This window comes from Brevibacillus sp. IT-7CA2, from assembly GCF_949767855.1.
In the GTDB taxonomy this organism is placed as follows: Bacteria; Bacillota; Bacilli; order Brevibacillales; family Brevibacillaceae; genus Brevibacillus.
The window spans coordinates 340671-354682 of record NZ_CATKQT010000052.1 but is presented as its reverse complement, the minus strand read 5'-3'; the positions used below and the strand labels follow the sequence as shown (position 1 = coordinate 354682).

Genomic DNA, 14012 nt, shown 5'->3' with positions numbered 1-14012 from the left:
GTTTCGGGCGGCTTTTTTCATTCATACGTTTACTTGGAAAAAAGAACGGGAAAAGGATGTAGGGTAATTGTTCTTATGGACATCAAGAAGAACTGCGGGGGATACGTATGCGGGTAAGCATCAAGCAAAGACTGATAGCAGCATTTCTTGCCATTATTTTAATGCCGATTGGAGTGATTAGCTCATTTGTATATGTCAGTATGGAGGAGCGAATCCAGACTTATTTTATTGAATCCTCGACAAAAGAAGTGGCTCAAGTAGACAACGCGATTAACTTGTATTTCGACTCGATTCGTGAAAACGTAAACCTGATAGCAGGCAGTCCCTTATTAAAAAGTGCAGATAACACAATCACGACGTATATGGACAAACCAACCAAAACCAAGCATACTCCACTGCAAAATGGCGGGGTAGAGGCGGCCATTTTTAAAGATTTCCTACGATTTGTCGATTCTCATCCGAATACTGCATTTATTTATTTAGCGACAAAATACGGAGGATACATACAGTGGCCGACAGATGATGTCATTCCGAATTACGATCCGCGTACAAGGGATTGGTACAAAACACCAATGGAGAATCCCGGAAAAGTGATCACGACAGATCCGTATCTCTATTTGGGCGACAATAGTATCGTGATCAGTAACGTGACGATGCTTACGGATGACAAGGGTGAACCACTGGGCGTTGTTGGACTGGATGTGAATTTAAAAGGGCTAACCGACATTCTGAAAGAAATTAAGATCGGGAAAACGGGTTATCTCATGCTGGTTGGCAAAGACGGAACGATTTTGGCTAATCCGAAGAACCCCGAGCTCAATTCGAAAAAACTGAAAGATACGCAAATTCCTGAATTGGCTGCTATCGGAGAGAATACCCCCAGCAGCTTTTCGGTCACGATGAACGATACCGAGTATTTGGCGAACGTCTTTACTTCAGACAAAACCGGCTGGAAATATATTTCGTTTATAGAAAAAGCTGAGCTCTCTGCTGAAGCTCATCAAATCGGTTTCATCATCGGGATGTTAAGCATTTTGTTTGCCTTACTAGCGGTTGTCGCTTCCATTCTTTTCTCGCACAAATTCACCAAGCCATTGCTTGCCATCGTTGACCAGATTGCCCAGATCGGACGTGGTGACTTTACTGCTGAATTGCCCAAAAACCTTTTGGAAAGAAAAGACGAAATCGGCATGCTTGGTCAGAGCATTCAAGTGATGCAAGTATCCATCCAAGGACTCATTCGGGAAGTCCAAAAAGCGGTTAACACCCTCTCTACTTCGTCAGACAACATATCGGTTCGCTTGGCAGACAATGTAGATACTACGAACAAGATATCTACTACCATACAGGAAGTAGCGAGCGGGGCGCAAAATCAGCTCAGAGGTACGGAAGAATCCGCAAGAGCAATGGAAGAAATGTCGATCGGCATCCAACGTGTGGCGGAAACAACCTCTATCATCTCGGAAGCATCTACATGTACGGCGGATGAAGCGCAGCTAGGAAACCAGTCCATCCAAAAAGCTATCCAGCAAATGGACTCCGTCCGTGACTCTGTGGAACATTCCGTATCCGTAGTCAAGCAATTGGGTGAGCGATCCAAAGAAATTGTGCAAATCATTGATGTGATTACGGGAATTGCTTCCCAAACGAATCTGCTTGCTCTCAATGCAGCCATCGAAGCTGCCCGTGCGGGAGAGCATGGACGTGGTTTTGCTGTCGTAGCAGATGAAGTGAGAAAACTCGCTGAACAATCTGATGAGTCTGCTCGGCAAATCGCCAACCTCATTCAGGAGATCCAAGCAGATACAACCATGGCGGTCAACGCGATGGATTCAGTCAATCAAGATGTTCAGGATGGATTGTCTACTGTACTGGAGTCAGGAGAAGCCTTCCAACGCATCTTACAAGAAATTCAACAGATTACCGATCAAATTCAGGAGGTATCTGCTGTCTCTGAACAGATGTCCGCTGGATCGGAACAAGTAGCAGCATCTGTGGACGAGACTGCTCAAATTGCAAGGATTTCAGCGCACAATGCTGAAAATCTGGCTGCTTCCTCCAAAGGACAATTGGCCACTATGGAAGAGTTTGCTGATTCATTTGAATCCTTGAATCATATGGCTCGCGAACTGGAAAGAATGATCAGTAAATTTAAGATATAAGAATGCATAACGGAAAGAGTGCGAATGTCGGGAGGTATTCGTACTCTTTTTTTGCAAAGTGGTCCCATTTATGACACAATGTGCGGTTTTCGTTTGAAAATTTGGCTATTTCGATTTATGATAATAGACTGGTACTAAGTTGAAATGCGATATTATATTAATGATGAAGGGAAAAAGTCGTCCTATATATAGATAAAAGGAGAGTGAACATCTATGCCAGAAAAAGTGCTTGATTTGCGGAACCGTCCTCTCCGAGATTTACGAATATCTGTCACCGATAAATGTAATTTTCGTTGCCGTTATTGCATGCCTGCCGAAATTTTTGGACCAGATTTTGAGTTTTTGCCGCAAAGCAAGTTGCTGACCTTTGAGGAGATTACCCGTTTGACCCAGATCTTTACTTCGCTTGGGGTCGGGAAAATCCGCATTACCGGCGGAGAGCCATTGATGCGTAGAAATTTGCCTGAATTGATTCGAATGATACGTGAAGTGGAAGGCGTTCAAGATATTGCGATGACGACCAACGGTTCTCTCTTGTCCCGCCATGCCCAAGCACTAAAAGAAGCAGGTCTGGATCGGGTCACGGTCAGCTTGGACAGCTTGGATAATGAGCGCTTTGGGATGTTGAACGGAAGAGGCTATCAGGTCGATACCGTACTGGAAGGGATTCGTGTTGCAGCAGATGCCGGGCTTTCGATCAAGATCAATATGGTGGTACAACGCGGAGTCAACGATCAAGATATTTTACCGATGGCACGGTACTTCCGTGAGCAAGGGCACACCCTTCGATTTATTGAATTCATGGATGTGGGAAACAGTAACGGATGGCGGCTGGATCAAGTCGTACCTTCCCGTGAAATTGTGCGCATGATCCATGAAGAGATGCCGTTGGTAGCGACTGAAGCGAACTACTATGGAGAGGTGGCTTCTCGCTATCGCTATGAGGGATCGGACCAGGAGATCGGGTTGATCTCATCGGTGACCCAAGCTTTTTGCTCCACTTGTACGCGAGCTCGCCTGTCGGCAGAAGGGAAATTGTACAACTGTCTCTTCGCTTCATCCGGAGATGATTTGCGCGAACCAGTCCGCGATGGACGGACGGATGAAGAGATTCGCGAGATGATACGTGCTATCTGGGAACGGCGTGACGTGCGCTACTCGGAGGAACGGCTAAGTGAAACACCTGGACTCGCCAATCGCGAAAAAGTGGAGATGTCCCACATCGGCGGCTAATTTGTTAGAAGCCTTGACAAAAACCAAGCCGCCCTGTATTATAAAGGGCGTGTATAAACACTTCATACTTCGAGAACAAGCAGAGGCGCACAGCTTCTCACCTGGGTCGACGTCGTCTACGACTGTTGACAGGTAACTCTTACGCAAAGATCCTCGGATCTGATGAAATTGCTTAGGTGAGATATGTGCGGGCGCAAATTGCGTTCGCACATTTTTGTTCCTTCTCGAAATTGACGGGGGTGACAAGTATTAGCAAGGATCAAATGTTAATTAACGAAGCGATCCGTGCCCGTGAAGTCCGATTAATCGGTGCTGACGGGAGCCAATTGGGAGTCGTACCCTTTAGGGAAGCGTTGCGCATTGCCCAAGAAGCCGAACTGGATCTGGTAAACGTTGCTCCTACAGCCAAGCCGCCTGTATGCCGTATCATGGACTATGGAAAGTTCAAATACGAGCAGGCGAAAAAGGAAAAAGAAGCGCGTAAAAACCAGAAGATCATCGAGCTGAAAGAAGTGCGTTTTTCTTCTAACATCGAGGAACACGATTTTCAAACAAAGCTTCGCAACGTCCGCAAGTTCTTGGAGGATCAACACAAGGTGAAGTGCTCGATCCGTTTCCGTGGACGTGAAATCACCCACTCCGAAATTGGACTAGGCGTTATGGAACGTGTAGCTGCCCAGTGTGAAGATCTCGCTGCGCCCGAGCGCAGACCAAAGATCGAGGGCCGTAGCATGATCATGATTCTGGCTCCGAAAGCGGAAAAGCAGTAAGATAGTAGTTTAGACAGGAGGATTTTTCAGATGCCTAAAATGAAAACCAACAAGGCCGCTGCGAAACGTTTCAAAAAGACTGGAAGCGGCCAATTGAAGCGCGACCGTGCGTTTGGTAGCCACTTGTTCGCTAACAAATCGACGAAAGCTAAGCGCCACCTGCGCAAAGCTGCACTCGTTTCCAAAGGCGATCAAAAACGTATTGAGCAAATGCTCACTTACATGTAAGTTTTTCTTTATTACACACCATTTCGCAGCATGAGCTCCCTAAGCGCCTAGTAGTAGGCCGCCATGCTGGAAAGACCAGGAGGAGTTTAGTATGCCAAGAGTAAAAGGTGGCATTGTTACACGCCGTCGTCATAAGAAAATCCTGAAGCTGGCGAAAGGATACTTCGGTTCCAAACATCGCCTGTTTAAATCCGCTAATGCGCAGGTAATGAAATCCCTGCTGTATGCATACCGTGACCGTCGTCAAAAGAAACGTGATTTCCGCAAACTGTGGATCACTCGTATCAACGCGCAAGCTCGCATGAACGGTCTGTCCTACAGCCGTTTGATGCACGGCCTGAAAGTTGCTGGCATCGAAGTTAACCGCAAAATGCTGGCTGACTTGGCTGTTAACGACAAAGCTGCGTTCAACGAACTGGCAACAGTTGCAAAAAGCAAACTGAACGCTTAATTTTTGAATAGAAGAGCCGATCTTCCCGATTGAGGGCAAGGTTGGCTTTTTTGTTGTGGTCTAGATAGCAAAATCAAACGAATAGCATCCTACACCTGTCCACACGCTATCAATCTCCTTGTCATATCTTACAGCAAAGATAGAAGGAGGTGAGTGGCATGGCAGAATTACGAGTAAGCCTATGGGCAGGCAGAAACTTTGAAGCTCGTCGTATTCGTTTTCGCAGACGTGGGGTAGCAGTCCGACAGTGTCAAGCACTTGAATTCAATGACGTACTATCGAGTTTTCGATTACGAGCAGGGAATAATGGCCGAGTGACACTCGTTTTGTTTTCAGGAACCGCTTATCAAGGGGATTTTCGTGTCTTCCGGGGGAATCGGAATATTGCCGACCTCGGTAATTTCGACTTCAACAATCGTACCTCGTCGTTCATTTTTGTGGGGCGCAATCTGACGAATTCTCAAATCAGGGAGATTCAACGGACGAGAACAGCACCGAGAAACGTGGTAGAAATCAGAACGTAGAAAGGGAAGTTTAAGTCAAAGAAAAAACAACCGAGATCACATTCGGTTGTTTTTTTCTATTTCTATTCAACAAATGATTCGCTGGCGAATAGCGTCTGCCACACCTTGTGCGCGATTTTGCACACCGAGCTTTTTTAAGGCGGACTTGATGTAATCCTGCACAGTGAACTCACTGATTCCCATCCAGTCCGCCATCTCCTTAACGCTTTCGCCCCATGACATCCGCTGCATGACTTCGACTTCTCGGCGTGAGAGCTTGACGGTTTTAGGGCGAAGGGAGTCGGTTGCCAATACTTTGCCCAGCATCAAACAGTATGCGCTTAAGGATTGTACCAATTGATGGTTGATGCCGGAACAGCCATCCTGATGCCAGGAAATACCGGCGTAGCCGAGTACGTTAGGCCCATAGCTGATGGGGAGAATGAGCGCATAAGGGGCACCATACACTAAATTGGGCGGGAACTGACGAATCGCCTCAGAATCTAGCAGGACGGCTTTCTGTTCACGGATCGCATGCTGGATGAGGGGCATATTGCGCATGTCCACCCGTATATCGCGGATGGAGCATAACTCTTGGTCAAGGATCGACCATAGTCCCTCACCCATTTGACTGAGCGTCGAGTAATTGCACAGAATAGCTCCCATGAAAGGAAAGAGATCCACGAAGCCGCGTACAGCAAGCACCAGTTTCTCCTCATAAAATGTTGTTTCTTCGATTCGATCGATGTACATGTTCAGCTCTGGACTGACCATGGAGTGATTGCCACCTCCATTTGAGTGATGAACACCCCCTGATTTTTGGGGATATGAACGATCGTTCAGCCTGACCTATAATCTACCTACAGCGCCTTCATTTTATCAAACCGCTGATCGGAGCGTAAAGAATGGATTTGGGATAAATTAACAATTTTATGACTTCTTTCATTTGTTCGGAATAGAAGGCGCATGAGAAAAAAGAAAGGTTGGATGGGGATGAGGAATGGTTTTGTTTCGACCAGCCAAAAAGGATTGAATCAGGAGCTACTGCCGTACCAATTGTATCAAAAAGCGAAGAGATACGGCATTTGGAACCCGCAGGACATTGATTTTACGCAAGACCGCGAAGATTACGCGAATATGAATTCGGAGCAGAAAGAAGAAACTTTGGGACGGATTGCTGGTTTTCTTGGTGGAGAAGAGGCAGTCACCCTCGATCTTTTGCCTTTGATCATGGTCATTGCAGAGGAAGGGCGATTGGAGGAAGAAATGTATTTGACGACCTTCCTCTTTGAAGAGGCCAAGCATACGGAGTTTTTCCGGTTGGTTCTCGACAACATCGGCGAGTCAGGAGACTTGCATCATTTTCACGATGATGTGTACAAGCGAATTTTCCATGAGATCTTGCCGAATGCACTCAATCGTCTGTTGACGGATAAATCCCCCGAAGCCATCGCAGAAGCTTCTACTGTCTACAACATGTTTGTGGAAGGCGTGCTCGCAGAGGCAGGCTACTTTGCGTTTTACGAAGCACTCAGCAAAACGGGGCTCATGCCTGGATTAATGCAAGGAATTGGGTATTTGAAGACAGACGAATCGCGGCACATCAGCTACGGAACATTCCTGCTGCAGCGATTGATCTGTGAACATCCCCATATTTACGATGTCATTGCCAAAAAGATGGATGAGCTGGCTCCAATGGCAAGTCATCTGTACGACTGGATGGATGACCCACAAGGGGTGAGTGCATTCGGAGTGAAAGTCGCTGATTTGCAGCAGTTTGCGAAAAAGCAACTGAGTGTGCGCATGGAGGTACTTGCCCGAGCAAAAGGGCAGACGATTGAAGAGCTGTATAAGCATACAAGAACAACGATCGATGTGTAAGAAAAATAGATCCACTTACAGAACTGGGCTCTGGTCCTAAAGCAGAATCCGTCCAAGGTCTGAGTAAAAAACAACCTCCCGTCCGTGTTAGACAACCTGGCTGATCCCTTACAATAAAGCCATAAGAGGAAAACATTGGATGGGGAGAGAGATCAAAATGAGAAAACAAAAGTGGATGATGATGGGAATTACAGCAGTTGTTTGTGCAGCGATGGTCGTGCCAGGGGCGTTTGCCAAAGAGAAAGAAGATGCAAATTCCGTGACGAATGCTTTCTTCGCCCCTGCTCCGTACACGACGGCTCCAGTAGTCCAGAAAACAGATGCGGTGACAGGCACGCAAAAAACAGGAAGTGCATTTATTTTCGCTCCAAATGTAAACGAAAAAGAAGAAAACTAATGGGGTTAAAGCATCCGTACAGGATGCTTTTTCTTTTGTAAAAAACGATTCCGTCTCAAGTCTGAGAAAAAAACAATCTTTCGTCCGTGTCGAGCAGACTTCCCAATGCCATACAATAAAAAGCGTTACAGGAAAACATTGGATAGGGAGAGAGACATAGATGAGAAAACAAAAATGGATGATGATGGGTGTAACAGCAGTTGTCTGTTCAGCGATGTTCGTGCCAGGAGCGTTTGCGAAAGACAAGGATGATTCTTACTCGGTGCCGCCTTCCTTCGTAACCCCTGGTTCATATGCGATACCAACCGTTCAAACCGTTCAAGTAACCTATGCCAAAAAGACGCAACAAATCGGCCCTTCGTTTATTTTCGCCCCGGCAGTAAACGAAAAAGATGAAAAATAAAGCAGCAGGAAGCTGTCAGACCATGTCTGGCGGTTTTTTTCTGTGAAAAACGTCCCCTCTCATCGGGGGATCGAAACATCTCGACGTCTTTCAGAAAAGTGGATGCGACCGCTTGTGGTCAACCAAACGATCATGACCGTTTGGTTTGGGCGAGTTGGATATAGGTGGACGATGCGCCACTTCCAGTCACTAGGCATATGATGGTGGGTGAATCCTAGCAAGAGAGGAGCTTCGCTGATGAGCAATCGCCAGAAAATGGCGGATGAGGAAATAAAGGAATGGGCAAGCCGACTGGAAGCTCAAGCGCCGCAGGACGTACTTGTGAACGCCGTGGAAAACTATGCAGCCAGTCTGATCCTAGCTGCCAGCTTTGGCGCTGAAGATGTCGTTTTAATCGACATGCTGCACAAATTGGCTCCCACCATTTCTGTATTTTACCTCGATACCAACATTCATTTTGCTGAAACGTATGATACGCGTGACAAGCTGCAAGCCAGATACGGCACGACATTTATTCAAGTGCAGCCACAGCTGACGCTAACCGAGCAGGCAGAAAAACACGGAGACAAACTGTGGGAGAGAGAACCGAATCTTTGTTGTGAGATTCGGAAGGTAGAGCCGTTAAAACACGTCCTGTCCAACTATCAGGCGTGGATTACAGGCATTCGCCGCGAGCAATCCCCTACCCGAGCGAATACAAAAAAAGTGGAGTGGGACGAAAAATTCAACCTGGTTAAATTCAATCCGCTAGCAGATTGGACGGAGGCCCAGGTGTGGGAATATATCCATGCACATGATGTCCCTTACAATCCATTGCACGACCGGAACTATCCAAGCATTGGCTGCCGAACATGCACGCGAGCTGTCATGCCTGGCCAGGATTCTCGGTCGGGTCGGTGGGCTGGCTTCGAAAAGACCGAATGCGGTCTGCACAAATGAACAGCGCAGGAGGGAAAGATGTGAAGCAAACGATCTTGCCGCACGGGATCAAAAAAGCCATTATCGTGGACAAATGGACCCTGTCGGACATCGAATGTCTTGCCATCGGAGCATTTTCTCCGTTAACTGGATTCATGGAAGAGGCGGATTACCACACTGTGGTGGAAACGATGCGTCTAGCCAATGGAGCTGTTTGGCCGTTGCCAGTGACATTGGCTGTCGATGCAGATGTGCACGACGATCTTTTGCCTGGTGACAGTATTCTTTTACGTGGGGAAGATGGAGTGGACTATGCGATTTTGCAGGTGAATAGCTGCTTTGTGCCAGATAAAAGGCGTGAGGCAGAGCTCGTTTTTCGCACGGTGGATCTCGCTCACCCCGGTGTGAAAAAGCTGTTTGAAAAGCCAAATCTATACGTGGGTGGGCCTGTAGAAATACTGCAAAAGCCACGGCCTGAGCGCTTCTCGGATTTTTATTTGACGCCGGCAGAAACGAGAGAAAGATTTCGAGAAAATGGCTGGAAAACGGTCGTTGGTTTCCAAACGCGCAATCCCGTTCACCGAGCGCATGAATATATTCAAAAGGCGGCATTGGAGATTGTCGATGGCCTTTTTCTCAACCCATTGATGGGGGAAACGAAATCAGACGATGTTCCTGCACAAGTGCGAATGAAAAGCTATCTCGCCCTTCTGGAAAATTACTATCCGCACAACCGTGTACTTCTCGGAGCTTTTCCAGCTGCCATGCGATATGCGGGTCCGCGTGAGGCTGTCTTCCACGCATTGGTACGAAAAAATTACGGTTGTACTCACTTTATCGTCGGCCGCGATCACGCAGGGGTAGGCGATTATTACGGCACGTATGATGCGCAGCACATCTTCTCCGAGTTTGCGTCAGGTGAGCTCGGTATCCAGCTTCTCTTTTTTGAACACAGCTTTTACTGCAAGGCATGCCAAGGGATGGCAACGACCAAGACGTGCCCGCATGACAAAGACTCTCATATGACCTTATCGGGAACAAAAGTGAGGGAAATGTTGAGAAACGGGATCACGCCACCTCTGGAATTTACACGCCCGGAAGTCGCAACGATTTTGATAGAGGGATTGACATCCTCGCAATAAAACGGAACCGAAAAGCAGGAGAGGGACGGCAATGCTGTCCTTTTTCCGTTGTGAAAAACTGGACAAGTTTTCTTTTTCTTGTATCCGCTTTCACGCAAAAACCGCGCTGTAAAGCCATTTCCAACTGAGCATTCGTTCGGACGAAAGTCCAGTAAAATCTTTTTGTTTTCGTTGACACCCCCTAGGTGCCTAGCTATAATCAGACGTAACACTTTATTCTGACAACAACAATATTGAAAAAATTGTTTTAATAGTAGGCCATGACGAGGATGGTGCGCGTTACCCCTTTTACAGAGAGCCCTGATGCTGAGAAATGGGTATTGGGTACGTCGCATTGCTCACCTCTGAGCCGTTTAGCTGAAACTTGCTTTGCAGGTAGTAGGCCAAACCGCTTAACACCCGTTAACGTGTTACAGTCCACATTTGTTGTGACTGGCTGAGATCGGCTGACCGTGAGGCGCCGATAAAGTTGGGTGGTACCGCGAACCCTTTCGCCCCAAAAGACATGGAAATAAAACCGTGTCGGGGCGAAAGGGTTTTTCTATGTGTCTATAGTTATTTTCAATACCTGTTGAGAATTGGGAGGAGGAGAGGTCAATGAGTGTTGAAATGGCCGAATTGCAGAAAAAGAACGGCATTCCACCGATTCAGTTCGGGGAAGAAGTGTCAGGAGCAGAAACGCTGCTGCGCTGTTTAATCCTGGAGCAGGTCGAATACATTTTCGGCTATCCAGGCGGTGCGGTGCTCCCCATTTATGACTCCCTGTACGGGAGCTACTTCAAGCACATTTTGACTCGCCACGAGCAAGGCGCTATCCACGCTGCTGACGGATATGCCCGAGCAACAGGCAAACCGGGTGTATGTATCGCCACTTCCGGTCCGGGAGCAACGAACCTCGTAACGGGGATTGCAACCGCTCAGATGGACTCGGTTCCGCTGGTCTGCATCACAGGTAACGTGGCACAGTCGCTGATTGGTACCGACGCGTTCCAAGAAGCGAACATTACGGGAATTACCATCCCAATTACGAAGCACAGCTACTTTGTTCGCGACATTCGCGATCTTCCACGGATTGTGAAGGAAGCTTTCCACATCGCGACAACCGGTCGTCCGGGCCCGGTATTGATCGACATTCCCAAAGACGTCGCTAATGAGAAGGCACCATTTACCTACCCGGATAAAGTGGAGATTCGCGGCTACCGCGCTTCACTCGTACCAAGCGACGAACAAGTACAAGAGTTTGTAAAAGCCGTTAGCGAAGCAAAGCGTCCAGTCATTTTGGCGGGCGGGGGAATCATTGCAGCTCAAGCAGAGAAAGAATTGCGCGACTTTGCTGAAAAAACACGCATCCCGGTGATCAACACCTTCATGGGATTGGGCGGTTTCCCTGGAACACACGAGCTGTCGCTGGCAATGCCAGGGATGCACGGAAATTACTCAGCGAACCAAGCGCTCTTGAATGCAGATTGTGTGATTGGTCTTGGAGCACGCTTTGATGACCGAATCACGATGGGACGCACGAAAGAGTTCGCACCAAAAGCCCGCATCGTACACGTCGACATCGATCCAGCAGAGCTGGGGAAAAACGTAGAGACAGCCGTCACAGTAGCGGGCGACGTGAAGAGCACGCTGGCAAAAGCAATTCCGCTCGCAAAAGCTTGTGATTCAGAAGCGTGGATCAGCCAGTTGAAAGAGTGGAAAGAACAATATCCGTACAAGTACAAAAAAGATGGCGACGTATTGAAGCCTCAAGCAGTCATTGAACTCTTGTACAACTCCACAGATGGGGAAGCGATCGTCACAACAGACGTTGGACAACACCAGATGTGGACAGCTCAATACTATAAGTTCAAGCACCCGCGCTCCTTTATCTCTTCCGGTGGTCTCGGCACGATGGGCTTTGGCTTCCCGGCAGCAATTGGTGCACAGATCGCTCACCCGGATCGCACGGTAATCTCCGTCGTAGGGGATGGCGGATTCCAGATGACCAACCAGGAACTGGCAATCGTCTCCCAATACAACATTCCGGTCAAAGTAGCGATTGTGAACAACCAGTGCTTGGGAATGGTACGTCAATGGCAGGAGCTCTTCTACGATAATCGCTACAGCCAAATCGATCTGACATGTAGCCCGGATTTTGTCAAGCTGGCGGAAGCATATGGCGTAAAAGGCTTGCGAGCAAGCACGCCGGAAGAAGCCGAAGCAGTTTGGGCAGAGGCGCTTGCGCATGATGGACCAGTCGTGGTGGACTTCCGAGTTGCACAGGAAGAAAACGTATATCCGATGGTTGCATCAGGCAACACACTAGATCAAATGGAATTGGGGGACGATTAGGATGCAGCAACATACCATTTCCGTACTCGTCAACGACCAACCAGGTGTTTTGACCAGAGTGGCGACACTGTTCGGCCAACGCGGCTTCAACATCGACAGCATTACGGTGGGAGGCACGGAAGAACAGGGGCTGTCCCGGATGATCATTACGACCGGGGGAGATGACCGCCAAATCAATCAGCTCATGAAGCAATTGCACAAGCTGATCGATGTCATCTCAGTCACGAATCTCAGTGAGAACTCTTTTGTTTCACGGGAGCTGGCACTGATTAAAGTGACGGCATCGCCTAGCCAGCTGGCAGAGTTAAACGGAATTGTCGAGCCGTTCCGTGCCGCGATCGTCGATGTGGGTCCTAGCTCACTAATCGTGCAAGTAACGGGTGACACCGAAAAGATTGATGCGCTGCTCGTACTATTACAAAGCTACGGCGTTATTGAATTGACAAGAACAGGTTCAGTAGCGATGGCGCGCAGTATTGTTCCAGCAACAGCCGCAGCAACGGTTTAAATTGCCAAATTTCAGAATAAAAATTCAAACTAAACATTTTTAGGGAGGCTATACAAATGGTAAAAATGTATTATGAAGCGGACGTAAAACAAGAGGTACTGCGTGGTAAAACAATCGCAATCATCGGTTACGGTAGCCAAGGTCATGCACAAGCACAAAACCTGCGCGACAGCGGTTATAAAGTAGTTGTGGGTCTTCGACCAGGAAAATCTTGGGATGTTGCAGCAAAAGACGGTTTTGAAGTTCTGACAGTAGCAGAAGCAACCAAACGGGCTGACGTGGTTCAAATCTTGATGCCAGATGAGCGTCAAGCACAAGTATACCGCGACGAGATCGCTCCAAACCTGAAATCCGGCGCTGCACTTTGCTTCTCTCACGGATTCAATATCCACTACGCGCAAATCGTGCCACCAGCTGATGTAGACGTAATCATGGCAGCGCCAAAAAGCCCGGGTCACCTGGTTCGTCGCGTTTACCAAGAAGGCTTCGGCGTACCTGGTTTGATCGCAATTTACCAAGATGCAACTGGCAACGCGAAAGATCTCGCACTCGCCTACTCCAGCGGTATCGGTTGCACAAAAGCAGGCGTAATCGAAACTTCTTTCCGTGAAGAGACAGAAACAGACCTGTTCGGTGAGCAAGCAGTATTGTGCGGTGGAGCAAGCGAGCTGGTAAAAGCAGGATTCGATACATTGGTGGAAGCAGGTTATGCTCCTGAGATCGCCTACTTCGAGTGCTTGCATGAGCTGAAGCTGATCGTTGACCTGATGTACGAGGGTGGCTTGGCTCGTATGCGCTACTCCATCAGTGACACAGCTGAGTACGGTGACTACAGCACAGGTCGTCGCATCATCACAGATGAAACTCGCAAAGAAATGAAAAAAGTACTGGCAGAAATCCAAGACGGTACATTTGCTCGCAATTGGATCTTGGAAAACCAGGCAAACCGTCCTGGCTTCACTTCCCGTCGCCGTCTGGAATCCGAGCATGGTATCGAGGTGGTAGGGGAGCAGCTGCGTGGCATGATGTCTTGGATCAACAAAGATACGAAAAAAGAAGAAGCGAAAATCGACCAATAATTG

Annotated in this window: 15 protein-coding genes and 1 other annotated feature; of the genes, 14 read left to right on the top strand and 1 reads right to left on the bottom strand. The window is 48.0% G+C overall.

Annotated features, from left to right (window positions below; genetic code table 11):
- Positions 1-107: 107 nt before the first annotated feature.
- The 6 genes from ACM6JA_RS27375 (at position 108) to ACM6JA_RS27350 (ending at position 5368) form a co-directional block, all read left to right on the top strand.
- Positions 108-2162, top strand: a complete 2055-nt coding sequence (locus ACM6JA_RS27375) for a methyl-accepting chemotaxis protein (protein ID WP_414854917.1) — start codon at positions 108-110, stop codon at positions 2160-2162.
- 213 nt (positions 2163-2375) lie between these two features.
- The gene (gene moaA / locus ACM6JA_RS27370) at positions 2376-3395 is read left to right on the top strand and encodes a GTP 3',8-cyclase MoaA (RefSeq protein ID WP_414854916.1); all 1020 of its coding nucleotides are present in this window, start codon (positions 2376-2378) and stop codon (positions 3393-3395) included.
- A gap of 71 nt (positions 3396-3466) precedes the next feature.
- Positions 3467-3617: a sequence feature (ribosomal protein L20 leader region), on the top strand.
- Positions 3618-3658: 41 nt separating this feature from the next.
- Positions 3659-4165: a translation initiation factor IF-3 gene (gene infC / locus ACM6JA_RS27365; RefSeq protein WP_007728570.1), complete on the top strand. Its 507-nt coding sequence runs from the start codon at positions 3659-3661 to the stop codon at positions 4163-4165.
- A 30-nt stretch (positions 4166-4195) separates the two neighbouring features.
- Positions 4196-4393, top strand: coding sequence for a 50S ribosomal protein L35 (gene rpmI / locus ACM6JA_RS27360; protein ID WP_007728569.1), 198 nt, complete (start codon positions 4196-4198; stop codon positions 4391-4393).
- A gap of 91 nt (positions 4394-4484) precedes the next feature.
- Complete coding sequence (gene rplT, locus ACM6JA_RS27355) at positions 4485-4844, top strand: 50S ribosomal protein L20 (protein WP_007728568.1); 360 nt, start codon at positions 4485-4487, stop codon at positions 4842-4844.
- Positions 4845-5002: 158 nt separating this feature from the next.
- A complete protein-coding gene (locus tag ACM6JA_RS27350; protein WP_414854915.1) occupies positions 5003-5368 on the top strand; it encodes a hypothetical protein in 366 nt (121 codons plus the stop codon).
- A gap of 66 nt (positions 5369-5434) precedes the next feature.
- On the opposite strand, the gene ACM6JA_RS27345 is transcribed toward ACM6JA_RS27350, so the two are convergent.
- A complete protein-coding gene (locus ACM6JA_RS27345; protein WP_007728566.1) occupies positions 5435-6121 on the bottom strand; it encodes a helix-turn-helix transcriptional regulator in 687 nt (228 codons plus the stop codon).
- Between the two features lie 192 nt (positions 6122-6313).
- Between ACM6JA_RS27345 and ACM6JA_RS27340 the strand changes: the two genes are divergently transcribed.
- From ACM6JA_RS27340 to ilvC, 8 genes are all read left to right on the top strand, one after another.
- Entirely contained in the window at positions 6314-7228 is a 915-nt protein-coding gene (locus ACM6JA_RS27340) for a R2-like ligand-binding oxidase (protein ID WP_414854914.1), read from the top strand.
- Positions 7229-7385: 157 nt separating this feature from the next.
- Positions 7386-7625 (top strand): hypothetical protein, encoded by a 240-nt coding sequence (locus ACM6JA_RS27335; RefSeq protein ID WP_414854913.1) that lies wholly within the window; start codon positions 7386-7388, stop codon positions 7623-7625.
- Positions 7626-7785: 160 nt separating this feature from the next.
- Positions 7786-8028: a hypothetical protein gene (locus ACM6JA_RS27330; protein ID WP_414854912.1), complete on the top strand. Its 243-nt coding sequence runs from the start codon at positions 7786-7788 to the stop codon at positions 8026-8028.
- 237 nt (positions 8029-8265) lie between these two features.
- Positions 8266-8967, top strand: coding sequence for a phosphoadenylyl-sulfate reductase (locus tag ACM6JA_RS27325; RefSeq protein WP_414854911.1), 702 nt, complete (start codon positions 8266-8268; stop codon positions 8965-8967).
- On the top strand, positions 8949-10088 hold the full coding sequence (gene sat / locus ACM6JA_RS27320; RefSeq protein ID WP_414854910.1) for a sulfate adenylyltransferase: 1140 nt from the start codon (positions 8949-8951) through the stop codon (positions 10086-10088). Before ACM6JA_RS27325 ends, sat begins: the two co-directional genes overlap by 19 nt.
- A 597-nt stretch (positions 10089-10685) precedes the next feature.
- On the top strand, positions 10686-12422 hold the full coding sequence (gene ilvB / locus ACM6JA_RS27315) for a biosynthetic-type acetolactate synthase large subunit (RefSeq protein ID WP_414854909.1): 1737 nt from the start codon (positions 10686-10688) through the stop codon (positions 12420-12422).
- A 1-nt stretch (position 12423) separates the two neighbouring features.
- Positions 12424-12930: an acetolactate synthase small subunit gene (ilvN, locus tag ACM6JA_RS27310; protein WP_007728554.1), complete on the top strand. Its 507-nt coding sequence runs from the start codon at positions 12424-12426 to the stop codon at positions 12928-12930.
- Between the two features lie 56 nt (positions 12931-12986).
- On the top strand, positions 12987-14009 hold the full coding sequence (gene ilvC / locus ACM6JA_RS27305) for a ketol-acid reductoisomerase (protein WP_414854908.1): 1023 nt from the start codon (positions 12987-12989) through the stop codon (positions 14007-14009).
- Positions 14010-14012 lie beyond the last annotated feature (3 nt).